The sequence below is a fragment of the Longispora fulva genome, assembly GCF_015751905.1.
GTDB lineage: Bacteria > Actinomycetota > Actinomycetes > Mycobacteriales > Micromonosporaceae > Longispora > Longispora fulva.
Genome location: NZ_JADOUF010000001.1, coordinates 1,546,270 through 1,568,847, shown reverse-complemented (window position 1 = coordinate 1,568,847; position 22,578 = coordinate 1,546,270). Strand labels below are relative to the sequence as shown.

Here is a 22,578-nt window from a genome sequence, read left to right as displayed (position 1 = left end):
CCCCTGCTTTAACCGGCCGGGCTGTCGACCCGCCGCCCCTCGGGCCGCGCGCTAGGGTTGTCCCTCATGGACACTCCGGACACCCCCAGCACCGCGCGGATCATCGACCACTGGCTCGGCGGCAGCCACCACCACCCCGTGGACGTCGCGGCGGCCGGCGCGCTGGAGGCCGCCTACCCGCCGGGACCGGCCGTGTTCCGGGACCTGCGCCGGTTCATCGGCCGCGCCGTCGGCCGGCTGCACGCGCTCGGGATCCGCGACTACCTCGTCTTCGGCGCCGGCATCCCGACCTGCGGCAACGTGCACGAGCACGCGCCCGACTCCCGGGTGCTCTACCTCGACATCGACGCGGAGAACATCGCGCTCGGCCGGGAGGTGGTCGCCGGGGTGCCGGGGGTGGAGTACGCCTTCGGGGATCTGACCGATCTGAGCACCGTGACCCTGCCGGACTGGAACGGCTCCCCCGTCGGCGTGGCCGTCTTCGGGCTGCCGGTGTTCTTCGACGACGACACGCTGCGCCGCGCGCTCGCCGACCTGCACGCCGCGGTCCCGGCCGGCAGCCACCTGGCGTTCGACTTCGACAGCCGGCTGCTCACCGACCATCCGCAGGTCCTGGCCATGATGGGCGAGCCGTTCCACATGCGCGAGCCCGCCGAGTTCGCGGCGCTGCTGGGGCCGTGGACGCTCACGGCCGACGGCATCCGGCCGGCCGCCGCCTGGGGACTCGCGGACGGGGAGTCCCCCGGCGCCGTGCCCACCAACTTCTACGGCGGCCTGGCCAGCGCCTGAAAACCCATCAGACGGTTACGGCGACACCTGCCCCTGGTTCCAGCGGCCCGTCCGCGTCGCCCTGTGGCGGAGGTGGCCGGGCGTGTTCAGTCCGCGAGTGGGGTGAACACCGCCGGGCGGCGCGGGTCGTCCATCCGCACCACGAGGTCGGCGAACCCGGTCGGCCCGACCTCGTTCTCGTAGCGGGCGAACGCCGGCAGGGTCCAGTGTTCCTCGGGCGGGGTGCGCCGGGCGAGCGCGCCCGGCGACAGCCACAGGTGCACGGCCAGGTCGAACGACAGCCCCTGCCCGAGGAGCAACGCGCCGTCGACCAGCACGACACCTCCCGGGGCCAGGACCTCGTACGGGGTGCGCGTCGCGCGGTCGGACGCCGCGTCCCACAGCGCGCGCACGACCCGTCCTGTGCCGCCCTCGGCGAGCGGGTCGAGCACCTCACGGTTGAGCGCCCTGGCGTCCAGCCAGTCGGAATAGTAGGAGTCGGGGTCAGTGCGACCGAACTCGTACCGCAGCGAGGCCGGGCGGAGAAAGTCAGCCGCCGACACCCGCAGCGTGGCCCGACCGCGCAGGCGGAGCGGGGCGACGAGGTCGTCGGCGAGCCGGCCCGGGTGGGCCGCCGGGGCACCGTCCAGCGCGACCCGCACCCAGCCGTCGGGTGGGGCGGCGGCGATCCGGTCAGCGAGTTCGGTGACGAGGACCTCCGGGGTGACCGCTCGAATCCGCACCCTGCCATCATGCCCGCCCACCAGCCACCGTCGCCCGCACCCCAGCGTGCCCGACGCGCGGCTACGCTGGGGCTGATGTGTACCGTGTTCATCGATCTCGACCGCTCCCGGCCGTGGCCGGTGCTCCTCGCCGGTGTCCGCGACGAGTTCGCCGACCGGCCGTGGTCCCCGCCGGCCGCGTACTGGCCGGCTCTCGGCGCGCAGGTGCTGGGCGGCCGCGACGACGTGGCCGGCGGCACGTGGCTCGCCGTCGACACCGCGGCGCCGGTGGTCGCCGTGGTGCTCAACCAGCAGCCGGTGCCCCGGGACGCGGAGGCCACCGTCTCCCGGGGCACGCTGCCGTTGCGGGCGCTGCGTTCGCTCGACCTGGATCCGGAGCCGTACGCCGGGTTCCATCTGCTGCGGTGTTCCCTGGACTCGGCGGTGCTGCTGAGCTGGGACGGCGAGACGCTCGACCGGCGGGAGCTGGCCGACGGCAGGCACATCGTCTCCTCGCTCGGGGCCGACAACCTCGAACACCCCCGGGTCAGCCACACCATGCCGGCCTTCCGCGCGCTCGGCGGGACGACGCCGGAGCCCGGGCTGGCGACGGCCGCGGCCTGGGGCGGGTGGCTGGACCTCCTCGCCGGCGGCGGGCTGCCCGGGGACGACGACCGGGCGATCCTGGTCGACCGGGAACACGAGGGCCGGCGGTACGCGACGGGCTCGGTCTCCCTGGTGGCACTGTCGGCGGACGGCCGGGTGCGGTACGACTTCACGACCGACCCGCGCGAGCCGGACAGCTGGCGTCCGGTGCCCCTCGTCCCCGACGGCCGAGGGTAGCCGGGCACCGGCGCGCGGCCTCAGGCCTGGGTGAACTCCTCCCACGGCAGATCCCAGGCTGTCCACCCGTTGCCCGCCGTCACCGTGCGCTCGGTCCCCCGGATCGTCACGGGATCACCGATCGCGGTGAAGCCGAAGACCCACTCGGCGTCCTCCCAGGAGACGTTGACGCAGCCGTGCGACACGTTGCGCACCCCCTGGTCGCCCACGGACCAGGGGGCGGCGTGGATGAACTCGCCGCTCCAGGTGAGCCGCTGCGCGTAGTGGATCTCGGAACGGTACCCGTCGGGTGAGGTCGCCGGGACCCCGTAGGTGGACGAGTCGAAGATGGTCTTGTCGAGTTTGTCCATCACGACGAGGTTCCCGCTGGACGACGGCGTCGACGTCTTGCCGAGGCTGACCTTCATCGTCCGGACCACCTGGCCGTCCTTCCTGGCGACCATCTGTTTCGTGGCGTTGTCGACCTCGAGGGAGCGGGCGGACGCGTCGATCGTGACGCTGGCGGCCCGCTCCTGGTCGCCGTACCTCCCGTTGCCGAGCGGGTGGCCGTCGAGGGCCGCGCGCACGGTGAGCCTGGTGCCGGGCTTCCAGTGCTCCTTGGGGCGGAACAGGACCTGGTTGCCGCCGAACCAGTGCCAGCCGCCGAGCTGCGGCGGATCGCTCGTCACGAACAGGCGGCGCGCGACGGCGGCCCGCTCGGCCTCGGGCACCTGGAAGTCCACGAACTCGACCACCACCGGCATGGCGACGCCGTAGGTGCCGCCGGAGAACAGGTACATCCCGGTGCCGACTCGGTTCCCGGGCCGCGACATCGTCGTGAACCTCGTGGCGCGCGACTCGGTCCTGCCGTCGTCGCCGGTGGCCGTGACGGTCGCGGTGTAGGACGTCGAGGGGGTCAGGGGCTTGGCCGGGACCCAGGCGGTGCCGTCGGCGCGCAGCGCGCCCTCGACTCTCTTCCCGGCGGAGAGCACCTCGACGCCGGTGACCCTGCCTCCGGTCACCGCTGTGCCGATCTCCGTCGAGAGGGGAAGGCCGGAAGCGTTCGCCGCCGGGGTGACCGCGAGGGAGAACGGCACGGTGCTCCTCGCCGGGGTGGTGGCCGTTGACGGGGCGGGTTTCGCGCCCTTGTCGCCGGAGCAGGCGGACATCGTGAGGACGGCCGCGAGGGCCAGGGACAGGAATCCGGGTCGCCGCGTCACGCGACTATCGTGCCGGATCCATACACTTCCTACCAAATTGGCGGGTGTCCGGTCACGTCCGGCGGGCCGCGGGGCCTGCCGGACGGGGCCGGGGGCGGCGGGTGCCTCAGTCCCCCGCCGGTTCCGACTCCGGAGCCGCCGCCTCCCGGCGCGCCTCCCGACCCCGGACATAGATAATCTTGATCGCCGCCGCGAGCGGGATCGCCATCAGCGCGCCGACCAGTCCCAGGATCTGGCCGCCGACGAGGGCCGCGAGCAGTACCCCGATCGCGGGCATGTCCACGGCGTTGCGCATCACGCGCGGGGCGATCAGGTAGTTCTCCAGCTGCTGGTAGAGGACGAAGAAGCCGGCGACCCCGATCGCCTGGGGCCAGAGCGGCACCGAGGCGACGGCGACGAGGACGCAGATGGCCGCGCCCAGGGTCGCGCCGATCATCGGGATCAGGTCTGTGAACGCGACCAGGAACGCCAGGGGCAGCGCGAAGGGCACGTCGAGGAGTTCGAGGGCGACGAAGGAGGCGACGCCGGCGATCAGGGAGATGACGATGTTCCCGATCATGTACGACCCGATCTTGTCGATCAGGACGTGCACCCCGTGGCTGACCCGTTCGCGGCGGTTCTCCGGCACGGCCCCGACCAGGAGGTCGACCAGGCGGGGCAGGTCGAGCATGAAGTACAGGGACAGGACGAAGATCAGCAGGAACGAGGCGAGCGCGCCGAAGAACCGGGTGCCGAACGTCAGCAGCTGCCTGCCGACGGCGGCCGGAAGGGTGCGCAGCCAGGCGTCGAGTTTGTCGCGGTAGTGGATCTTCTCGTCGAGGTGGCGCAGCCGTTCGGACTGCCGGCGCAGCTGGTCGAGGTAGTGCGGGGCGTCCGCGGCGAGGTTCTGGGCCTGTTGGACGAGCGGCGGCACGACGGCGAGCAGGAAGCCGGCCACGAACAGCACGGCAGACAGGATCACGAGGGTGACCGCCCAGGGCCGGCGGATCCGGTGCCGGACCAGCCAGCGGACGGCCGGGTCGAGGCTGATCGCGACGAACAGCGCGATGAAGACCTGCACGAGGAGGTCCCGGACGCCGTACACGGCCCAGGCCAGCAGGAACAGGCCCCCGGCCCCGGCCGCCGCCGCCACGCCCCAGCGGAACACTGTCCGGGGGTCGGGGACGGGTCGGCGCATGGGCCCATTGTCGCCCCGTTCGCGCAACCAGAAGACAAAATCGGCACGGCCTGGCCACGTAGGATTCGAGGGTGAAGATGTTCGCCATCAGTGACGTGCACGTCCGCTATCCGGAGAACCAGCAGGTGGTCGAGGGGCTGCGCCCGGAGTCCGACGAGGACTGGCTGCTCGTGGCCGGGGACATCGGAGAGGCGGTGGCCGACGTGGAGGCCACCCTGCGGCTCTTCGCCTCCCGGTTCGGGACCGTGGTGTGGACCCCGGGCAACCACGAGCTGTGGTCGCACCCGAAGGACCCGAACGCGCTGCGGGGCGAGGAGCGCTACCAGCACCTGGTGCGGCTGTGCCGGGAGATGGGCGTGCACACGCCGGAGGACCCGTATCCCGTGTTCACCGGCGAGGGCGGCCCGGTCACGGTCGCACCCCTCTTCCTGTTGTACGACTACTCGTTCATGCCCGAGGGCGCCAGTACCCCCGAACAGGGGTTGGAGATCGCGCTGAACGCGGGGATCGTGGCCACGGACGAGGCGCTGCTGTTCCCGGACCCCTATCCGAGCAGGGCCGCGTGGTGCTCGGCGCGGGTGGAGTACACGGAGAAGAGGCTCCTGGATCTGGACGGGGCGCGCACCGTGCTGGTCAACCACTTCCCGTTGACCAGGGAGGCGACCCGGACGCTGCGGTACCAGGAGTTCGCGCAGTGGTGCGGCACCACCCGGTCGGCGGACTGGCACCTGCGGTTCAACGCGGAGGTGGTGGTCTACGGGCACCTGCACATCCCGCGCACCACCGTGGAGGACGGGGTGCGGTTCGAGGAGGTGTCGATCGGCTACCCGAGGGAGCGTCAGTACCGGCGGGGCGTGCCGCTCGGGTTGCGGCAGATCCTGCCGGTTCCGGCCTAGCCTCGCGGCCGGGTCCGGCCTGGCCGCGAGGGGCTAGCCCCGCAGTCGGGTCCGGAAGCCGATCCGGTCGCCGCGGAACAGCGACCGGACCTGCTCGACCGGGGTCCCGGCCGCGTCGTGGGACACCCGGTGCACGAGCAGCATCGGCAGCGCCGGGTTCGCGCCCAGCAGCGCCGCCTCGCGCGGGCTGGCCAGCACCGTCTCGATCTGCTCCTCGGCCTCGGCCAGTTCGACGCCGAACTCCTCGCGCATGCACCGGTACAGCGACGCGCCCGGCGCCAGGACGTCGAGCAGGGTGGCGAACCGCCCGGCGGACAGGTACGTGCTCTCCAGCCCGATCGGCTCCCCGTCGGCGAGGAGCACCCGTTCGAGGTGGATGACCTCCGCGTCGGGGGCCAGGCCGAGGACGCCGGCGAGGACCGGGGTGGCCGGCACCCGTTCGGCCGTGACGATCCGCCGGCTGGGCTCGCGGCCCATGGTGCGCACGGCCTCGGTGTAGGACACCAGGCCGAGGGGCTGGATCAGTTTCGGCGCGGCGACGAAGGTGCCCCGGCCCTGTTGGGAGCTGAGCCGGCCCTCGAGGATCAGCTCGGAGATGGCCTGGCGCAGGGTCGCGCGGGACACGGCGTACTCGGCGGCGAGTTCCCGTTCGGCCGGCAGCGGCGCGCCCTCGCCCAGCTCGGCGAGCCGGCTGACCAGCCGGGCCTTCACGGTGAAGTACTTGGGCACGCGTCCGTGCTCCGGGACGCCCTCGCGGACGGGCCTGCTCGCCAACATGTCGCCCAGCGTAACCACCGGCGGGGCCGAATCCGGGCCTTCGCGCGCCCGCCCCGGGACGGCACCTGTTGTTCATCTGGCGCACCACCCGGACCCACCGGGCCGTATCGGGATAACGGGAACGTTACGCCGCCGCCCCCGCGCCGCACGTCCTGCGGCGGGGTCACGGCCACCCCGTTCTCCCCGGCGACCTGGCGGATGCCCGCGTCAGTCCGTCGCGCCGGCCAGCAGCAGGGACAGGTCGCGTCCGCCAGCGAGCGCCTCGAGGTCCGGGTCGCGCGCCGCCAGCAGGGTCGCCAGTCCCCCGGCCAGTCCCCCGGCGAGCAGGCCCTCCGGGTAGAGCAGCAGCCGGTCGCCGGGCTGCAGGGGCGACTCGGACTCGTCGTACCCGACGCCGTCGGTCACGCCCAGGGGCAGGCCGAGGGGTCCGGCGAGGACCCGGGGCGCGTCGGCCGCCGGGTACAGAAGCGGGATGACCTGGCCGGCGACCGCCCAGCGCACGGTCCGCCCGCCGGGTGCGACCCGGGCGGCCACGACGGTGGCCGTCCGGCCCGGTTCGCGCTGGCGGAGGAAGGCGTTCAGGCCGGCGAGGAGGCCGCCCGGGGCGAGGCCGGCGACCGCGTACGCCGCCGCGGCGTGCCGCAGCCGCTGGGCCGCGGCGACCGCGCCGTCCCCGGCCACCTCGCCGACGAGGAGCAGGGTGCCGCCGTCGGGGGCGGGGACGATGTCGTGCCAGCTGCCCAGGCCGCCGGCCCGCGCCGACACCGCCAGCCCGGTGGCGTCGTGCCGGGCGGACGGCGGAGCGAGCAGTTCGTCGAGGAGCCGGTGCCGGCGGGAGGCGGCCGCCAGCTCGGCCCGGGGGTCGCGGGTACCGGTCGGGGTGACGTCCTGGACCGTGCCCAGCACCGCCCACAGTGTCCCGTCGGGGTCGGTCCTCGGCTCGGCGGTGACCCGCAGCCGCCGGCCGGCGAGGTGACCGGCGCCGCGCAGGTCGACCCGCAGGGCGCGGCCGGCGCGCAGGGTGTCGTCCACGGCCTTGGGCAGCCCGGCGAGGTCCTCGGGGTCGACGAGCCTGTCGGCCTGCTCGACGGGGAAGGGGCCGTCGCCGGGTCGGCGGCCGGCCAGCCGGTACAGGCCCGGGGACCAGCGGGTCTCGCCGGTGCGCAGGTTCCACCGGAAGGAGCCGGCGTCGAGGACCTCCTCGGAGAACAGCAGCTGTTCGTGCAGCAGGTCGGCCTCGGCGTGCACCCGCCAGGTGACCAGCAGCCGGTCCCATAGCCGCGCGACGTGCAGGTCCACCAGGTACGAGCCGCGCAGGCCCTCGCGTTCCGGGGAAACCCACACGTCGGCGAGGTCCAGGGACTCCCCGGTGCGGACCACCTCCGCGAGCGCCGGCAGCAGCACCTGGCTGCCGAGCTGGGGCAGGACGGTCAGGACACTGGCGTCGGACGCGTCCAAGCCCTCGGTCGTGGCCAGCTCCCAGGCCGCCGGGCTGGCGCACTCGGCGTGGAAGTCGACGATCCGGTCGTCGTCGTACTCGGGCACGAGCACCACCGCCGGCCGGCGCAACGCCTCCACCAGCAGCGGGAGCACGCTGGTGTCGGTGCGGCCCTCCGCGCCGCCGTCGTGCGGGGAGCCGGGCGGCGGGGCGGCGAGCTCGGCGAACCGGCGGGCGCACGGCTCAGCCAGCGCGAACAGGTACGTTCGGACCTCGTCGTCGACGACCAGCGGCGCGTCCCAGCCGAGGCTGATGACGCCGAGAACCCGGTCGTCGCGCACCAGGGGCAGGGCGACGACGGCACGGGACAGCCACCGGTCGTCGGGGGCGTGGGCCACCAGTACCGGCGAACGGGTCTGGGCGGCGGCGACGATCGGCAGGTCCTGGATCGGCGGCACCCGCTCCCACTGGCTGCGCGACTCCGCGGACAACCCCCAGGCGCCGAGGAGGAGCAGCGCGCCGTCGGCCTCGCTCTCCATCACCATCACGGTGCTGGGCGGCGGCCAGCCGGCGGCACTGTCGGCCAGGGTCTCGGCGAGTTCGTCGTAGGACCGGGAGGTGGCGACCCGGCCGGACAGCAGCTGGTGCTGGGCGCGCAGGGCTTCCAGGTCCGCGGACACCGGGACCGGCGCCGGGCGGGGCTCCCCCGTCGTCGCGAGCCGGTCGAGCGCCGCCACGCCGGGCTGGCGGCCCTCGTCGACGGCGGTCGGTGCGGGCGCGCGGGTGGCGACCAGCGCGGCGGCCAGCTCGACGAGCTTGACGTTGCTGTGGGTGGACAGCTCCACGAGCTGGTCGAACGCCGTCTGCGGGTCGATGGCCATCCGTTCGACGAGCACGCCTTTGGCCTGCTCGATGACGGCGCGGTTGCGCATCGCCCGGCGCAGTCCGTCCCGCTCGCTGCGGAGGCGGGCCACCATGCCCGAAAGCGCTTCCACCGGATCGGTACTCGCGGGTACTTCCTCCGTCATGGCCCCATCCGATCAGCCGTCCGATCATTTGTCCAGCTGAGCGCACCGCACGTGACGAAGCACGAGCGTAGTGTGATTATCAGCGGACGCGCACGCTCAGGAGTCCAGACCAGGCCCCGGGCGAAGAGCCTGCTCCGGCGCTCCAGCAGCGGGCACCGACACCGCGATCCCTTCGATGACCGCGGTGCCACGCGCCCCGTGGACGCTTCGCTGGAGGTGGACGTCGTGTCGACTACCGCCCTTACCACCCGGCCCGCCGAGGACCGGATCTCCGCGGCGCTGGACCACCTGCACGCCCTCCCCGCCGACCACCCCGACCGGGCGGCACTGCGCGAGCGCGCCATCTCCGCGGCACTGCCGGTGGCCGACCGGATCGCCCACCGGTTCGCGCACCGGGGCGAGGCCCTCGAGGACCTCGTGCAGGTGGCGCGGGTGGCCCTCGTCCGCTGCGTCGACGGGTACGACCCGGCCCGCGGCCCCGGCTTCACCGCCTACGCCGTGCCCTGCATCGCCGGCGAACTCAAACGGCACTTCCGCGACCGGGCCTGGAGCGTGCGGGTACCCCGCCGGCTTCAGGAGACCCGGCTCGAACTCAACCAGGCGGTCGCGCTGCTCGGCCAGCGGCTCGGCCGGACCCCGACCGTGACGGACCTGGCCGGTTACCTCGGGATCACCGAGGAGGACGTGCGGGCCGGGCAGGACTGCGCTGCGGCGTACACGGCCGTGTCCCTGCAGGCCCCGGTCGACTCCGGCGCGGAACTCGGCGACCTGTTGGGGGCCGAGGACCACGCGCTCGACGTCGTGGAGACCCGGGAGAGCCTGCGCCCGCTGCTCGCCCGGCTCTCCGGCCGCGAACGCCGGATCCTCGCGCTCCGCTACGGCGAGGACCTGACCCAGTCGGAGATCGCCGACCGGGTGGCCCTGTCCCAGATGCACGTGTCGCGGCTGCTGCGCGGGGCGCTGGACCAGCTGCACACCTGGATGGAGACCAGCGGGGACGCGTGATCGGCGGGCCAGACCGGTGATCGGCGGCGGTGGCCGTCCGGTCCCCGGCGGCGTGGTCGCCGACCGGACGCCCTGTTCGACCGTGGCGGCGATCCGCAGGGCGCCGCCAGGCGTCTGGTTATGCTCGCGCGTGTGATCACAGAGCCGGCCAGTTCCGACCGACACCACCGTGAGGCCGCTGACCGGATGGCCCGTGCCCTGCGCGACCCACGGTTGCGGCGCGCGATCAACGAGACCGCGCGGGGCCGGCCAGCGCACCTGATCGTCGCCGGGGTGCACGAGGCGCTCGGCGACGTGCTGCGCCGGGTGGGCGTCGACCGCGGCCTGCACGTCCTCGCGATCGAGGATCCCTCCGAGCCGCTCGGCTACCGGCTGATCCGCGTGGGGTGACACCGTCGCGGCCCGGGTCGGAGCGGCACGGGTCGGACCGGGCCGAAGCGTGACAGGGGCTGCCGGACGGCGGCGGGTCAGGCGGTCTTGCGCCGGCGGGCCGGGGCCTTCTTCTCCGGTGCCGCAGCGACCTTCGTCGCCGTCTTCTTCGCCGGCTCGGGCACCGACTTCAGCGCCCGCTTGGCCGTGGCCTTCTTCGGCGCGGCGACGGCCGGCGGGGCGGCCGTGCGGGCGGCGGCCGCGCGGGGTGCCGCCTTGCGGGGAGCCGGCACCTCCCGCTCGGCATCCCCGGTGTGCCCGGCGCGCGCCTGCGCGACGCTGGCCTTGAGCGCCGCCATCAGGTCGATCACCTTGCCGGCGGGCGCCTCGACGAGGGGCGGGGCCACGGTCTCGCGCCCGGCGATCTTCGCGTCGATGACCTCCTGCACCGCCGCCCGGTACTGGTCGGAGAAGTCCGAGGGCTCGAAGTCCCCGCTCATCGACTCGATCAGCGAGGCGGCCATCGCCAGCTCCTGCGGCCGGACGTGCACGTCGTCCTCGAGGAATCCGAAGTCGGGGGTGCGGACCTCGTCGGGCCACAGCATCGTGTTGAGGACCAGCACGTCGTCGCGGACCCGCAGGGTGGCGAGCTGTTCGCGCTGGCGGAGGGCCACCTTGACGATCGCGACCCGTTCGCCGGTGCGCAGGGCGTCGCGGAGCAGCACGTACGGCTTGACGGCGACCGGTTCGGGTTCGAGGTAGTAGGCCTTGTTGTACAGGATCGGGTCGATCTGCGCGGCGGGCACGAACTCCAGCACGTCCACGGCCCGCGACGAACTCAGCGGCAGGTGGGCCATGTCCTCGTCGTCGAGGAGGACAAGTTCCCCGCCGCCGATGTCGAAGCCCTTGACGATGTCGGCTGTGCCGACCTCCTCGCCGCACACCTCGCAGACCTTCTTGTAGCGGATGCGTCCGCCGTCGGCGCGGTGCACCTGATGGAAGCGCACGTCCTTCTCCTCGGTGGCCGAGTACAGCTTGACGCTGATCGCCACGAGGCCGAAGGACACGGCGCCCTTCCAGATCGCCCTCACCGGGCCAGCATCGCACGATTGGCCGTCATCGACCGGGTGAGCTGGGAAAATGGTGGGATGCCCGCTCCGATGGCGCCGATGCTGGCCACGAACGGCCCGCTGCCCACGGGCGGGAACTGGGCGTTCGAAGCCAAATGGGACGGCGTGCGGTGCCTGGCCGGGTTCGACGCCCGGCCGCGGCTGTGGGCCCGGTCCGGCACGGAGATCACCGTCCGGTACCCGGAGCTGGCCGATCTGGTGCTGCCGGCCGGCACCGTGCTCGACGGGGAGATCGTGCTGCTGCACGACGGGGTGCCGCGCTTCGAACTGCTCGCGTCGCGGATGCACACCGACCGGCCGCCGGCGGCGCTGGTCGCGCGGCTGCCGGTGACGTACATGGTGTTCGACGCGCCCCGGCTGGCCGGGGAGGACCTGTGCGCGTTGCCGTACGCCGAGCGGCGTGCCCGTCTGGAGGGTCTCGCCCTGGCGCACCCGCACGTGCTGGTCCCGCCGAGCTTCGACGACGGGGCGGCCACGTGGGTGGCGTCCCGGGAGCTGGGACTGGAGGGCGTGATGGCCAAGAGACTCTCCTCCGGGTACCAGCCGGGGGTGCGCAGCGCCGACTGGATCAAGCACAAGCACGAGTACACGATGGACTGTGTCGTCGGCGGTTGGCGGCCGGGGGCCCGGCGGATCGGGGCGCTGCTCGTCGGCAGCCCCACCGACGGCGGCCTGGTCTACCGGGGCCGGGTCGGCGGCGGCATCTCGGCGGCCACCGAACGGCACCTGCTGGCGCTGCTGGCACCCCTGGAGCGGCCCACCTCCGCGTTCGCCGAACAGTTGCCCGCCGAGGACCGGCGCGGGGCGCACTGGGTGGAACCGCTGGTCACGGTCGAGGTCGCCTACGGGGAGGAGACCATGGCGGGCCGGTTGCGGTTCCCCCGGCTGCGGAAGGTGGTCGAGGATGCCTGACCGGGTGGCCGTGGACGTCGAGGGCCGGGTGCTGCGGCTGTCGAGCCTGGACAAGGTGATGTACCCGGACGGTTTCACCAAGGCGGAGGTCCTCGACTACTACTCCCGGATCGCCCCGGTGCTCCTGCCGCACCTGAGCGGACGGCCGCTGACCCGGATCCGGTTCCCGCACGGCGCGGCCAGGGAGAGCTTCTTCGAGAAGAACGCCCCGGCGGGGCGGCCCGACTGGGTACCGACCGTGACGGTCGGCGACGTCGAGTACCCCCTCGTCGAGGACCTGGCGACGCTGGTGTGGCTGGCGAATCTCAACGCGCTGGAGCTGCACGTGCCCCAGTGGCGCACCGCCGACCCCGAGCACCCCGACCGGCTCGTCATCGACCTGGATCCCGGGCCGCCCGCCGGACTGGCCGAGTGCTTCGCCGTCGCCCTGCGGCTGCGCGACCGGCTCGCCGCCGACGGCCTGGTGGCACTCCCGAAGACCAGCGGCCGCAAGGGCATGCAGCTGATGGCGGCGCTGCCCGGCGACCGGACCTCCGACGAGGTGTCCGGCTACGTCCTCGCCGTCGCCCAGGAACTCGAACGCGAGACGCCCGGCGACGTGGTGTCCCGGATGGCGAAGGCGCTGCGGCCCGGCAAGGTGTTCATCGACTGGAGCCAGAACAACGCGGCGAAGACGACCGTGGCCCCGTACTCGCTGCGGGCCACGGAGCACCCGACCGTGTCGACGCCGTTCGGCTGGGACGAGGAGCCCCGGTTGTGGACGGCGCCGGAGGTGCTCGACCGGGTCGCCTCCGACGGGGACCTGTACGCGCCGCTGCTCGCCCGGCGCCCGACACGCCGGTCCCGGACACGCCGGAGCACCGCCCGCGATCCCGCCGAGGACCTGCGGGCCATCGCCTTCGCCCTGGAACGCTCCGGCGAGGGCAGCTACCGGGTGCAGGCGTTCCGGCAGGCCGCCGACACGGTCGCCGGGCTCGGGGCCACCGCCCTCGCCGCGCACCTGGCGGCCGGCACCCTGACCCACGTACCGGGCATCGGGGCCGTCACCGCCGCCTGCGTGGCCGAGTCCATCGCCGGCCAGGAGCCCTCCTACCTGCGCAGGATCAGCGCCCCGGAGCCCACGGCCCTGCGCGCCGAGCTGCGCGGGGACTGCCACAGCCACACCAGCTGGTCGGACGGCAGCCACTCCGTGGAGGAGATGGCCGTCGCCGCGATGGAGCTGGGGCACGAGTACCTCGCGGTCACCGACCACTCGCCGCGGCTGACGATCGCCCGGGGGTTGTCCGCCGTTCGGCTCGCCGAGCAGCTCGACGTGATCGGGGCCGTGAACAGGGTCCTGGGCCGCCGGATGCGGGTCCTCGCCGGGATCGAGGTGGACATCCTCGCCGACGGCACCCTGGACCAGGCCGGCGACCTGCTCGACCGGCTCGACGTCGTGGTGGCCAGCGTGCACAGCGGCCTGCGCGAGGCCTCGCCCCGGATGACCCGCCGGATGCTCCGCGCGGTCCGCGACCCGCGGGTGAACATCCTCGGGCACTGCACCGGGCGGCTGCGTTCGGAGCGCGGGAACCGCCCGGAGAGCGCCTTCGACGCCGAGGCCGTGTTCGCCGCGTGCGCCGAGCACCAGGTCGCCGTGGAGATCAACTCCCGGCCGGAGCGGCTCGACCCGCCGTCGCGGCTGCTGAAGGTCGCGGTCGACGCCGGCTGCCTGTTCTCGATCGACTCCGACGCGCACGCCCCGGGCCAGCTCGACTGGCTCGACAACGGGTGCGCCCGGGCCGAACGCGCCGGGGTGCCCACCGACCGGATCGTCAACAGCTGGCCGGTCGGCCGGCTGCTGCGGTGGTCCCGGCGTTTGCGGTGACCCCTTTCCGGGTACCCGGGGCCATGTCGACCAGAGGAGGACACCCGATGTCCGACACAGTGAGTTACCTGATGACGCCGAACCCGGTGTGCGTGCCCACCGACGCCACGCTCGTGCACGCCGCCGAACAGATGCGCGACCACAACATCGGCGACGTACTCGTCGTCTCCGGCCGCACGCTCCAGGGCATCATCACCGACCGTGACCTCGTGGTCCGGGGCCTGGCCCTGCACGCCGACCCGCTCGCGACCACGGTGGGCACCCTGTGCACCACCAGCCCGGCGGTCCTCGAACCCGACCAGCCGGTCGAGATAGCCGTCGAGATGATGCGCGACCTGGGCGTCCGCCGCCTGCCGGTGTGCGACGCCCACGGCACGCCGGTCGGCATCCTGTCCCTCGGCGACCTCGCCGTGGAACGCGACCCCGACTCCGCGCTGGCCGACATCAGCGCCTCACCCCCCACCGTCTGAGAGGATCCCCCGATGCGCGGACTCGTGCGCAACCTGATGACCCGTGGCCCGATCTGCCTGCCGGCGGACGCCACCCTCACCGAGGCGGCCGAGCACATGGCCGACCACGACATCGGTGACGTGCTCGTCCTCGACGGCGGCACCCTGCGCGGCATCCTCACCGACCGCGACCTGGTGGTCCGCGCGGTGGCCGCCGGCCTGGACCCGGACAGCACCACGTGCGGCGAACTGGCCACCGGGCACCCCCTGGTCCTCGGCCCGGAGGATCCGGTGGACTTCGCGCTGAGACTGATGCGCCAGCACGCCGTCCGCCGGCTGCCGGTGTGCGCGGAGGGCGGCAGACCGGTGGGCATCCTGACCCTCGGGGACCTCGCCGAGGACGGGGCCCCCGCCTCGGCGCTCGCCGCGATCTGCGCCGCCGACCCCACCCCGTGGCCGCCGCGGTCCGTGCCCTCGGGGCCTACGAACCTGCTGTGACCATACCCACGGCCTGACGGCTCACGCATCGACAACCCAGACTGTCCACTATAGACTGTGACCTTCGCGGGTGGCGGCCGACCCGAGGCGCGTCCGCCGGTGCTCCCCACCGGCGAGTTCGCCCGCGGTCGACCTTCGAGGAGCCCCCATGCACCGAGTCCTTGTGCGCGCCACCCTGGCCGCGGCGGCCGCCGTCACCGCGGCGACACTGCTCGCCCTGCCGTCGTCGGCCTCCGCGGCGTTCGGGGCCCCCGCGTGGCACGAGTCCAGCCGGTACCCGACCCTCGAGGCGTGCGAGAGCAACCGCCTCGCCGCCGAGTACTGGGGCATCGACACCGTGGAGTGCCACTTCCGCGTCTCCGGCTGGTCCTTCTCCTACTTCCAGTAGGACCCGGCCGCCCGGGTCGACGTGCCGTGTCGGCCCGGGCGGCACCCCGCGGTCTTACGCGACCCAGAGGCGGACACGGCCTCCAGCCTGCCCGGGGGTCGGCGTGCCCGTGGCTAGGATGCCGGATATGGAGCCAAGCACGGCTTTTCCCGGCGAACCGGCCGATGTGGTGCGCGCCTTCGAGGACCTGCCCGCCATCCTGTGGGCCTTCGAGGGCCCCGAGCACCGGGTCGTCGCCGCGAACCGGGCCGCCCGCGCCTCCGCCGGCCACCGGGCGGACATCGTCGGCCGGCCGGTCCGCGAGGTGCTGCCGGAGCTCGAGGGCCAGCAGATCTTCGCGATGTTCGACGAGATCTACGTGACCGGCCGGGGCCGGTCCCAGCCCGGACTGCGGGTCCTGATCGACCGCGACGGCGACGGCGAGCTGGAGGAGGGCTTCTTCACGTACTCCGCGCAGCCGGCCCTGCACGCCGACGGCACCGTCCGGGGACTGCTGGTGTACACGGTGGAGAACACCGAGCTGGTGCGGCTGCGCCACGCCGCGGAGGACCGGGCCGCGGCGTCCGAGCACCGCTACCGCGAACAGCGCGACTTCGTCCTCGGCCTGCAGCGCGGTCTGCTCCCCCAGGGGATGCCGGTGCTGCCAAGGGTGCGCACGTCCGCGCGGTACCTGGCGGCCGGGGCCGACACCGCCGCCGGGGGCGACTGGTTCGACGTGGTGCCGCTGGGCGACGGCCGGGCCGCGTTGCTCGTCGGGGACGTCGTCGGGCACGGCGCCCCGGCGGTGGCGGCGATGGGCCAGTTGCGCGCGGTGGCCCTGCAGGCGCTGACGTCCGGCGCGGACATCGCCGAGACCGTGGCCCGCCTGGACGGGCTGGCCGACCACGTGCCGACCGCGCGGGGCGCGACGGTGTGCCTGGTGGTACTGGACCCGGGCGCCGGGGAGGTGCGGTACGCCAGCCGCGCGCACCCCGCCCCCCTCGTGGTGGACCCGGACGGCGTGACCCGGTTCCTGGCGGGCGCGCCGGGCGGCCCGCTCGGCTCCGGGTCGGCGAAGGCCGAGGTGCACCGCGAGCCGCTCACGTCGGGCGAGCTGGTCCTGTTGTACTCCGACGGCCTCGTCGAGCGCCCCGGTCGCACCCTCGCCGACGGCATGGCCCGGCTGTCGAAGGTGGCCTCCGCCGTGGTGCGCGACGCGGTGGGCGACGACACGACGGTGCCGGACCTGATGGTCGACCGGGTGTGCGCGCTGGTCGTGGAGCGCCTGGCCCTGTCCGGGTACTCCGACGACGTCACCCTGCTGGCCGCCGAGCCGGTGCCGCGGCGTGCGGACCTCAGCGTGGACTTCCCGGCGTCCAGTGGGGCGCTGAGCGGGCTGCGCCGGTCGGTGGGCACGTGGCTCGCCGCGCTGGACGTCACGGGGATGGACGCCGACGGGTTGCAGCTGGTGGTGGGCGAGGCGGCGGCGAACGCGATCGAGCACGCGTACCCGGCAGGGGTCCGGCACCGGATGCGGGTGGAGTGCCGGTTGGGCGAGGACGGGGTGGCGCACCTGACCCTGTCCGACGGCGGCCGGTGGCGGGAGCCGACCCCGGAGCCGGCCGGGCGGGGCTGGGGGCTGCGGTTGATGCGCTCCCTCGTGGACCGGGTGGAGGTGTCGGCGACGTCGTCGGGGACGGCGGTGACGTTCCACCAGCCGTTGCGCCGGGCCGTGCGGCTCGGGTCGGCCGCCGAGCCGGGCCGGGACGCGGAGGAGTTGCGCACCGCGTACGAGCGGCCGGTGCTGCGGGTGTCCGGCCCGGTCGACCAGGACACCGTCGAGCGGGTCCGGGACGCGGTGATGGCGGCCAGCCGGGGCGGCGCGCTGCCGGTGGTGGTGGACCTGACCGGGGTGAGTCAGCTGGCCAGCGCCGGGGTGGTCCTGCTGCACCAGCTGGCGGCGGACTGCGACGGGCTGCGGCTGGTGGCTCCGGTCGGCGGACCGGCGCGTCAGGTGCTGGAGCTCACCGGGCTCGGGCACCTGGTGTGACTAGCGGCCCCGGGCCTCCGCGGTGGCCGGGGCGAGCAGGACCTCGGCGACGCCGCTGATCTCCAGCACCCGGCGGACCCAGTCGCTCGCGGCGTGCACGGCGAGTTCGCCGCCGAGCCGGGTGGCGTCGAGGTACCCGTCGAACAGGGCCCGGATGCCGGTCGAGTCGAGGAAGCCGACGCCGGAGAGGTCCACGCTGATCGCGGTGGCGCCGTCGCCGAGGGCCGCGCGGATCGCCGTCGACAGTTCCGGGGAGGTGGTCATGTCCAGATCGCCCTCGACCAGGAGTCGGGCGTGCCGCGGAACCCCTGGGCGGTCGACCCTCAGTACTGCCATGACTACAGGATAGTCATGGCTCCTGGGGAGGATAGCCGCGGATCCTCCTGATGAGGGGGACGCCATACCAGAGCACCACATAGGTCGTGGCGATCAGGCCCGTGGCGATCCCGGCCCACGGTGCGCCCACGACCGTGCGCACGGCCAGATACAGCGCCCCGTTCAGGGCGAGCATCATGAAGAACAGGCCCGCGATCGCCAGGTGGGACGACATCGGCAGGATCTGCGACTTCATGCCCCGCCGGAACGTGAGCCGGTGGTGGTTGACCGGGGCGATGAACAACGCCGTCGCGGCGCTGGCGGACAGCACGGTGAGGACGTAGACGAACTTCTCCGGCCCGGTCGCCTGGGCGAATCGGGGCGTGAAGGCGACCGTCAGAAGGAAGGCGAAGAGGATCTGGTTGCCGGTCTGCGCGACCCGCAACTCCTGGAGCAGTTCGTCGAAGTTCCGCTTCGCCCGGTCGCTCTCGCTCTCGACCATCCCCCAGTTCTACCCCATCGGCGACGAGGGCGAGCCCCGATGCGCGGCGGCCGCCACCACGAGATCCTGCCAGGCCATGCCGACGCCCTTGAAGAACCGGGGCCGGTCGGCGCGCGGGGCCACCCGGCCGGTGACCAGGTCGGAAAGGGTGCCGCGGACATGCCCCGGGGTGATCACGCCCCGACCGACCGGGTCGATCAGGTCGCCGGCCTCGCGGAACGCCGCCGACCGGGCCTCCACCCACACGTCGGACCGGGCCACCAGGTCGTCGTCGGTCTCCCGGACGGCCGGTTCGTGCGAGCCGACGGCCACGACCGTCGCGGTGGACCGCACGAGCCCGCCCGGGAAGAGGGGGGTCGAGGCGGTCGTGCAGCAGCAGATGACGTCGGCGTCCGCCACCTCGTCGGGTACGCCGACCACGGCGCCCCATTCCGCGGCGAACCGCTCGGCCCGCCCCGGATCGCGCCCGACCACGGTGACCCGGCTGATCGGGCGCACCGCCCGGACGGCGGCGACGTGCCCGGCGGCCTGCGGTCCGGTGCCGAAGACGAGCAGGTGCGCCGCGTCGGGGGCCGCGAGGTGCGCGACGGCGACGGCGGAGGTGGCCGGGGTGCGCAGCGCGGTCAGCGCCGTGCCGTCCAGCGTGGCCACCGGGGTCAGGGTGGCCGCGTCCAGCAGCAGGTAGAGCGCCTGGATCCGGGGCAGGCCGAGCGCTGGGTTGCCGGGGGCGACGGTGGCGACCTTGACGCCGGCGTACCCGTCGTGCGAAGCCGGCATGAGGAGCAGTTGCCCGGCCGGCACGTCGACGATGCTCCGGGGCGGGTCGGCCTCGGGGTCCAGCCCGGCGCACAGCGCGTCGGCGATCGCGGCGATGGCACCGCGCAGGCCGAGCGCCGCGAGGTCGGTCCCGGCGGGCGCGCTCACCGGAGCACGAACCCGGTGCCGAGCGGGTCGGCCGGGTCGAGGTCGAACACCGACTCCCCCGTGCGGTACGCCATCCCGGTGATCTCCGTGACCACCCCGTCGGGCCCCTCCCCGACCACCCGGCCGAGGAACTCGGTGCCCACGATGGAGCCGTGTCGCAGCGTCGCGCCCTCGGGCAGGGTGCCGTCGGCGTGCAGCAGCGCCAGGACGGCGGAGGTGCCGGAGCCGCACGGCGACCGGTCCACCTGGCCGTCGGCGAAGATGGTGACGTTGCGTTGCCGGACACCGGCCGGGTCCGCGACGCGCCGGTCGCAGAAGATGACGCCGTAGAGGTCCCGGCCGGGCAGGGCGGCCTTGATCCGGCGGCCGGCCCGGATGAGTTCCGGCAGGTCGGACGGCTCGACGGCGAGGCCGAGCGCCGCGGTGTCGAGGACCGCGTACAGCGCCCCGGAGTAGGCCAGGTCCACGACCGCGTCCCCGGCGGGCACGGCCAGCTCGACGACCCGGGACGGCACGTTGCGGAAGGTGACGGCCGAGACCCGGCCGGCCTCGGTGTCGACCAGGGCGGCGACCCGGCCGGAGGGCACGTCGATCCGGACCTCCGTCGTGCCGGTGTCCGGGGCGGGGACCAGTCCGGAGTGCACGGCCCAGGCGCCGAGGGCGATGGTGCCGTGGCCGCACGCCGTGGAGTAGCCGTCGTTGTGCCAGAACAGGACACCGAAGTGCCCGGTCCCGTCCCCGGCCGGCGACCGGGCGTCAACGCCCCCGTCGTCGGCCGAAGGCTTCCCGTCGACGCCGCCGGCAGACGCGGCGGCGTCGTTCGCCGGGACGATGAACCCGCCGTACATGTCGGCGTGGCCCCGGGGTTCGCGGCACAGGAGCTGGCGCAGCTCCTCGACGTCGCGGCCGGGCGCGCCCGGGTCGACCTGGGCGAGGCGGAGCGCCTCGCGGCGGGCCGGCACGGAACCGCCAGGGATCGCCAGGCCGGTGACGATCCGGAAGGGTTCCCCGGCCGTGTGGTAGTCGACGGTGCGCACGCTCATGGTCAGTACTATGTCATATATCTCTTGGCGTCACCCGCACCTGTCGGGCCTCCGGGTCCACCGCGGTGATGGCATCGGCAGGAATCACCACATTCTCGTCGGCCACCCGCACCACCAGCAGGTACGGCCCGAAGTCGCCCGTCGCGTCGTCCACCCGGCCGCGGGCCCCGTCGCGGCCGGTGACCTCGAACCCGATCAGCTCGCGCAGCGGGCCCTCGTACTCGGTGTCAGCCATCGCCGCCCCCTCAGTACACCTGAGCGGGGACTACCCAGGCCGGAGGCGGACCAAACGGCTCCCGGTCAGCGCAGGCTGTTCATGATCACGAAGGTGACGGCGGTTCGGATGCCGGGCAGCGCGGCGAGCCGGTCCGCGTGGAACGACTCGTACGCCGGCAGGTCGGCGACCTCCACTTTGAGGAAGTAGTCGAACTCGCCCGTCGTGTGGTGACACTCGGTGACCTCCGGCAGGGCCATCACCCCCGCCTCGAAGCGCCGGATGTCCGGCCGCACGTGCTGGCTCAGCCGGACCCCGACCAGGGCGACGAAGGCCCGCCCAACGAGCTGCGGATCGATGATGGCCGTGTAGCCGCGGATCAGGCCCTCGGCCTCCATCCGGCGGACCCGGCGCAGACAGGGGGTCGGGCTGAGGCCGACGGCCCGCGCCAGATCGCTGTTGCTGATCCGGGCGTTGGCGGACAGGCACTCCAGAATCGCCCGGTCGACGTCGTCGAGCCTCATCAGCACAATCCTCTACTCCGGCGGGTCCAGCCGGTAGGAATCTTGCGTTCCCGCAGTCGGATCCGCCAAATCCTGGCCGGTGGACAGGTTTCCCCCGCCGCCACCGCGAAGACTTCACCCCCTGGCACCGCGATCCCCCGCCACCCGAGAAGGAGCACCCGTCATGACCCCTCCCATCTCCCTGTCGTCCAAGATCCACGGCATCGGCGTCGCCGCGCCGCACGAGGCGGCGGAGTACTTCGCCGCGCGACTGCGCTGCGAGTCCGACTCCTCCGACGTCTGGCACGACCTGGACAACCGGATCGGGAACATCGTGGTGATCGACCCGCGCGGTCGCGAGGCGCATGCGGCGGAGCGCGTCCCGGGCGCGGTCAGCCTGCCGCACGCGGAGATCGACGCCGGGAGCACGGCCGGCCTGGACCGCGGGGCGGTCCTCGTGGTCTACGGCTGGTACCCCGGCTGCAACGCCGGGACCAAGGCCGCGCTGAAACTCTCGCGGCTCGGCTTCCAGGTCAAGGAGATCATCGGCGGCATCGAGTACTGGAAGCGGGAGGGCCTCCCGGTCGAGTCCACGACCACTCGCTGACCGCCCACCCTGCCGACCCGCCGACCCGCCGTGAGGAGCACCGATGTCCACCTCCACCACCTCGAAGGACGCACAACTGCCGTCCACCGGCACGTCCGGCCGCGTCCCGGTGGACCTGCCGTTGGCCGTGGTGCTGTGGGCCTCGGCCTTCGTGGGGATCCGGGCCGCGCTCCCGAGCTACTCCCCCTGGCAGGTCGCGGCGCTCCGCTTCGGCATCGCCTCCGTGGTGCTCGTCGGCTTCGCGATCGCTACGAGAATGCCCCGCCCGGCCGTACGGGACATGCCGACACTGCTCGCGCTCGGCGGAGTCGGCGTCGCCGGCTACCAGCTCACCCTCGGGCTCGGGGAACAGCGCGTCTCGGCCGGGGTCGCGGCGTTCCTCGTCGCGACGGTACCCGTCCTCACCGCCGTACTGGCCTGGTTCACCCTGCGTGAGGGCCTCGGGGCCCGGGGCTGGACCGGCATCGGCGTCAGCTGCGTCGGCGTGGTCGTCATCGCCGTGTCCGGTCACGACGGACTCGCCGGTCTGCGGGCCGGTGTTCCCGGCGTCGGACTGGTCCTGGTCGCCGCGCTGTGCGAGGCGGTGTTCTTCATCGGCCAGAAACCGCTCCTGACCCGGTACTCCGGGCTCCAGGTGGCCACGTGGTCGATCTGGTCGGGCACGCTGTTCCTCCTGCCGGGGCTCCCCGGCGCCCTGCGCGCCCTGCCGACCGCCCAGCACGCGGCGACCGCGTCGATCGTCTACCTCGGCGTCTTCCCCGGGGCGGTCGCGTACCTCGCGTGGTCGCGGGCACTGGCCCGGACCGCTGCGGCCCGCGTCACGACCGCGCTGTACCTCATGCCGGTGGGCGCGCTCCTCCTCGCGTGGCCGTGGCTCGGGGAGGTGCCCCAGCCGGCGGCGCTGGTCGGGGGCGCACTGTGCCTCGGCGGGGTGGTGCTCACCAACTCCCGCCGCGCGAGGTAGCCGCGGGGGTTGAT

25 protein-coding genes and 1 pseudogene are annotated in these 22,578 nt (G+C 73.8%); 14 read left to right on the top strand and 12 right to left on the bottom strand.

Features of this window, described 5'->3' with window-relative positions; all coding sequences use genetic code 11:
* The first annotated feature begins 66 nt into the window (after nt 1-66).
* A complete protein-coding gene (locus IW245_RS06850; protein ID WP_197002350.1) occupies nt 67-789 on the top strand; it encodes an SAM-dependent methyltransferase in 723 nt (240 codons plus the stop codon).
* 86 nt (nt 790-875) lie between these two features.
* Here IW245_RS06850 and IW245_RS06845 read toward each other — a convergent pair whose 3' ends face one another.
* Complete coding sequence (locus tag IW245_RS06845; RefSeq protein WP_197002349.1) at nt 876-1,511, bottom strand: nucleoside/nucleotide kinase family protein; 636 nt, start codon at nt 1,509-1,511, stop codon at nt 876-878.
* Nucleotides 1,512-1,586: 75 nt separating this feature from the next.
* Between IW245_RS06845 and IW245_RS06840 the strand changes: the two genes are divergently transcribed.
* Nucleotides 1,587-2,333 (top strand): NRDE family protein, encoded by a 747-nt coding sequence (locus tag IW245_RS06840; protein WP_197002348.1) that lies wholly within the window; start codon nt 1,587-1,589, stop codon nt 2,331-2,333.
* Between the two features lie 20 nt (nt 2,334-2,353).
* Here the strand turns inward: IW245_RS06840 and IW245_RS06835 are convergent, their stop codons facing one another.
* Together IW245_RS06835 and IW245_RS06830 are read right to left on the bottom strand one after the other, a co-directional pair.
* On the bottom strand, nt 2,354-3,481 hold the full coding sequence (locus tag IW245_RS06835; RefSeq protein WP_197008361.1) for a L,D-transpeptidase: 1,128 nt from the start codon (nt 3,479-3,481) through the stop codon (nt 2,354-2,356).
* Nucleotides 3,482-3,638: 157 nt separating this feature from the next.
* The gene (locus IW245_RS06830) at nt 3,639-4,709 is read right to left on the bottom strand and encodes an AI-2E family transporter (RefSeq protein ID WP_197002347.1); all 1,071 of its coding nucleotides are present in this window, start codon (nt 4,707-4,709) and stop codon (nt 3,639-3,641) included.
* 77 nt (nt 4,710-4,786) lie between these two features.
* Here IW245_RS06830 and IW245_RS06825 point away from each other — a divergent pair, with 77 nt between their 5' ends.
* Nucleotides 4,787-5,605 (top strand): metallophosphoesterase family protein, encoded by an 819-nt coding sequence (locus tag IW245_RS06825; RefSeq protein ID WP_197008360.1) that lies wholly within the window; start codon nt 4,787-4,789, stop codon nt 5,603-5,605.
* 33 nt (nt 5,606-5,638) lie between these two features.
* On the opposite strand, the gene IW245_RS06820 is transcribed toward IW245_RS06825, so the two are convergent.
* Both IW245_RS06820 and IW245_RS06815 read right to left on the bottom strand, forming a co-directional pair.
* Nucleotides 5,639-6,382, bottom strand: coding sequence for a GntR family transcriptional regulator (locus tag IW245_RS06820; protein WP_197002346.1), 744 nt, complete (start codon nt 6,380-6,382; stop codon nt 5,639-5,641).
* Between the two features lie 207 nt (nt 6,383-6,589).
* Nucleotides 6,590-8,848, bottom strand: coding sequence for a SpoIIE family protein phosphatase (locus IW245_RS06815; protein ID WP_197002345.1), 2,259 nt, complete (start codon nt 8,846-8,848; stop codon nt 6,590-6,592).
* A 225-nt stretch (nt 8,849-9,073) separates the two neighbouring features.
* Between IW245_RS06815 and IW245_RS06810 the strand changes: the two genes are divergently transcribed.
* Together IW245_RS06810 and IW245_RS06805 are read left to right on the top strand one after the other, a co-directional pair.
* Entirely contained in the window at nt 9,074-9,853 is a 780-nt protein-coding gene (locus tag IW245_RS06810; RefSeq protein WP_197002344.1) for a SigB/SigF/SigG family RNA polymerase sigma factor, read from the top strand.
* Between the two features lie 132 nt (nt 9,854-9,985).
* Nucleotides 9,986-10,243 carry a hypothetical protein gene (locus tag IW245_RS06805; RefSeq protein ID WP_197002343.1) on the top strand — a complete coding sequence of 86 codons (258 nt, stop codon included), beginning with the start codon at nt 9,986-9,988 and terminating at the stop codon, nt 10,241-10,243.
* Nucleotides 10,244-10,320: 77 nt separating this feature from the next.
* Here IW245_RS06805 and ku read toward each other — a convergent pair whose 3' ends face one another.
* Entirely contained in the window at nt 10,321-11,313 is a 993-nt protein-coding gene (gene ku / locus IW245_RS06800) for a non-homologous end joining protein Ku (protein ID WP_197002342.1), read from the bottom strand.
* Between the two features lie 57 nt (nt 11,314-11,370).
* On the opposite strand from ku, the gene IW245_RS06795 reads away from it, so the two are divergent.
* From IW245_RS06795 to IW245_RS06765, 7 genes and pseudogenes are all read left to right on the top strand, one after another.
* Nucleotides 11,371-12,264, top strand: a complete 894-nt coding sequence (locus tag IW245_RS06795) for an ATP-dependent DNA ligase (protein ID WP_197002341.1) — start codon at nt 11,371-11,373, stop codon at nt 12,262-12,264.
* Nucleotides 12,257-13,096, top strand: a pseudogene (gene ligD, locus IW245_RS06790) (non-homologous end-joining DNA ligase); the annotation flags it as partial. The gene IW245_RS06795 and the pseudogene ligD, both read left to right, overlap by 8 nt.
* Nucleotides 13,079-14,128 carry a PHP domain-containing protein gene (locus IW245_RS06785; protein WP_197008359.1) on the top strand — a complete coding sequence of 350 codons (1,050 nt, stop codon included), beginning with the start codon at nt 13,079-13,081 and terminating at the stop codon, nt 14,126-14,128. The pseudogene ligD and the gene IW245_RS06785, both read left to right, overlap by 18 nt.
* A 47-nt stretch (nt 14,129-14,175) precedes the next feature.
* Nucleotides 14,176-14,598: a CBS domain-containing protein gene (locus IW245_RS06780; RefSeq protein WP_197002340.1), complete on the top strand. Its 423-nt coding sequence runs from the start codon at nt 14,176-14,178 to the stop codon at nt 14,596-14,598.
* A 12-nt stretch (nt 14,599-14,610) separates the two neighbouring features.
* Nucleotides 14,611-15,075 carry a CBS domain-containing protein gene (locus IW245_RS06775; protein WP_197002339.1) on the top strand — a complete coding sequence of 155 codons (465 nt, stop codon included), beginning with the start codon at nt 14,611-14,613 and terminating at the stop codon, nt 15,073-15,075.
* A gap of 148 nt (nt 15,076-15,223) precedes the next feature.
* Complete coding sequence (locus IW245_RS06770) at nt 15,224-15,463, top strand: hypothetical protein (RefSeq protein ID WP_197002338.1); 240 nt, start codon at nt 15,224-15,226, stop codon at nt 15,461-15,463.
* A gap of 127 nt (nt 15,464-15,590) precedes the next feature.
* Nucleotides 15,591-17,492: a SpoIIE family protein phosphatase gene (locus tag IW245_RS06765; protein ID WP_197002337.1), complete on the top strand. Its 1,902-nt coding sequence runs from the start codon at nt 15,591-15,593 to the stop codon at nt 17,490-17,492.
* Here the strand turns inward: IW245_RS06765 and IW245_RS06760 are convergent, their stop codons facing one another.
* The 6 genes from IW245_RS06760 to IW245_RS06735 all read right to left on the bottom strand — a co-directional run bounded on the left by IW245_RS06760 (nt 17,493) and on the right by IW245_RS06735 (nt 21,014).
* Nucleotides 17,493-17,828 (bottom strand): STAS domain-containing protein, encoded by a 336-nt coding sequence (locus tag IW245_RS06760; RefSeq protein WP_197002336.1) that lies wholly within the window; start codon nt 17,826-17,828, stop codon nt 17,493-17,495. It abuts the gene before it with no gap.
* 13 nt (nt 17,829-17,841) lie between these two features.
* Nucleotides 17,842-18,309 (bottom strand): DUF6328 family protein, encoded by a 468-nt coding sequence (locus IW245_RS06755; RefSeq protein ID WP_197002335.1) that lies wholly within the window; start codon nt 18,307-18,309, stop codon nt 17,842-17,844.
* Nucleotides 18,310-18,318: 9 nt separating this feature from the next.
* Nucleotides 18,319-19,233 (bottom strand): ornithine cyclodeaminase family protein, encoded by a 915-nt coding sequence (locus tag IW245_RS06750; protein WP_197002334.1) that lies wholly within the window; start codon nt 19,231-19,233, stop codon nt 18,319-18,321.
* Nucleotides 19,230-20,276 (bottom strand): proline racemase family protein, encoded by a 1,047-nt coding sequence (locus tag IW245_RS06745; RefSeq protein ID WP_197002333.1) that lies wholly within the window; start codon nt 20,274-20,276, stop codon nt 19,230-19,232. Before IW245_RS06745 ends, IW245_RS06750 begins: the two co-directional genes overlap by 4 nt.
* A 13-nt stretch (nt 20,277-20,289) precedes the next feature.
* The gene (locus tag IW245_RS06740; protein WP_197002332.1) at nt 20,290-20,511 is read right to left on the bottom strand and encodes a hypothetical protein; all 222 of its coding nucleotides are present in this window, start codon (nt 20,509-20,511) and stop codon (nt 20,290-20,292) included.
* A gap of 65 nt (nt 20,512-20,576) precedes the next feature.
* Nucleotides 20,577-21,014 carry an Lrp/AsnC family transcriptional regulator gene (locus IW245_RS06735; protein ID WP_197002331.1) on the bottom strand — a complete coding sequence of 146 codons (438 nt, stop codon included), beginning with the start codon at nt 21,012-21,014 and terminating at the stop codon, nt 20,577-20,579.
* 163 nt (nt 21,015-21,177) lie between these two features.
* Between IW245_RS06735 and IW245_RS06730 the strand changes: the two genes are divergently transcribed.
* The gene (locus IW245_RS06730; protein WP_197002330.1) at nt 21,178-21,600 is read left to right on the top strand and encodes a rhodanese-like domain-containing protein; all 423 of its coding nucleotides are present in this window, start codon (nt 21,178-21,180) and stop codon (nt 21,598-21,600) included.
* 43 nt (nt 21,601-21,643) lie between these two features.
* Nucleotides 21,644-22,564, top strand: a complete 921-nt coding sequence (locus tag IW245_RS06725) for a DMT family transporter (protein ID WP_197002329.1) — start codon at nt 21,644-21,646, stop codon at nt 22,562-22,564.
* Nucleotides 22,565-22,578 lie beyond the last annotated feature (14 nt).

Bases quoted from the DNA above. Each gene is read 5' to 3' on its own strand.
- IW245_RS06760 (WP_197002336.1), bottom strand. From the start codon at position 17,828: ATGGCAGTACTGAGGGTCGACCGCCCAGGGGTTCCGCGGCACGCCCGA.
- IW245_RS06820 (WP_197002346.1), bottom strand. From the start codon at position 6,382: ATGTTGGCGAGCAGGCCCGTCCGCGAGGGCGTCCCGGAGCACGGACGC.
- IW245_RS06795 (WP_197002341.1), top strand. From the start codon at position 11,371: ATGCCCGCTCCGATGGCGCCGATGCTGGCCACGAACGGCCCGCTGCCC.
- IW245_RS06775 (WP_197002339.1), top strand. From the start codon at position 14,611: ATGCGCGGACTCGTGCGCAACCTGATGACCCGTGGCCCGATCTGCCTG.
- IW245_RS06780 (WP_197002340.1), top strand. From the start codon at position 14,176: ATGTCCGACACAGTGAGTTACCTGATGACGCCGAACCCGGTGTGCGTG.
- IW245_RS06765 (WP_197002337.1), top strand. From the start codon at position 15,591: ATGGAGCCAAGCACGGCTTTTCCCGGCGAACCGGCCGATGTGGTGCGC.
- IW245_RS06740 (WP_197002332.1), bottom strand. From the start codon at position 20,511: ATGGCTGACACCGAGTACGAGGGCCCGCTGCGCGAGCTGATCGGGTTC.
- IW245_RS06770 (WP_197002338.1), top strand. From the start codon at position 15,224: ATGCACCGAGTCCTTGTGCGCGCCACCCTGGCCGCGGCGGCCGCCGTC.
- IW245_RS06730 (WP_197002330.1), top strand. From the start codon at position 21,178: ATGACCCCTCCCATCTCCCTGTCGTCCAAGATCCACGGCATCGGCGTC.
- IW245_RS06755 (WP_197002335.1), bottom strand. From the start codon at position 18,309: ATGGTCGAGAGCGAGAGCGACCGGGCGAAGCGGAACTTCGACGAACTG.
- IW245_RS06850 (WP_197002350.1), top strand. From the start codon at position 67: ATGGACACTCCGGACACCCCCAGCACCGCGCGGATCATCGACCACTGG.
- IW245_RS06735 (WP_197002331.1), bottom strand. From the start codon at position 21,014: ATGAGGCTCGACGACGTCGACCGGGCGATTCTGGAGTGCCTGTCCGCC.
- IW245_RS06835 (WP_197008361.1), bottom strand. From the start codon at position 3,481: ATGTCCGCCTGCTCCGGCGACAAGGGCGCGAAACCCGCCCCGTCAACG.
- IW245_RS06815 (WP_197002345.1), bottom strand. From the start codon at position 8,848: ATGACGGAGGAAGTACCCGCGAGTACCGATCCGGTGGAAGCGCTTTCG.
- IW245_RS06825 (WP_197008360.1), top strand. From the start codon at position 4,787: ATGTTCGCCATCAGTGACGTGCACGTCCGCTATCCGGAGAACCAGCAG.
- IW245_RS06725 (WP_197002329.1), top strand. From the start codon at position 21,644: ATGTCCACCTCCACCACCTCGAAGGACGCACAACTGCCGTCCACCGGC.
- IW245_RS06745 (WP_197002333.1), bottom strand. From the start codon at position 20,276: ATGAGCGTGCGCACCGTCGACTACCACACGGCCGGGGAACCCTTCCGG.
- IW245_RS06830 (WP_197002347.1), bottom strand. From the start codon at position 4,709: ATGCGCCGACCCGTCCCCGACCCCCGGACAGTGTTCCGCTGGGGCGTG.
- IW245_RS06840 (WP_197002348.1), top strand. From the start codon at position 1,587: ATGTGTACCGTGTTCATCGATCTCGACCGCTCCCGGCCGTGGCCGGTG.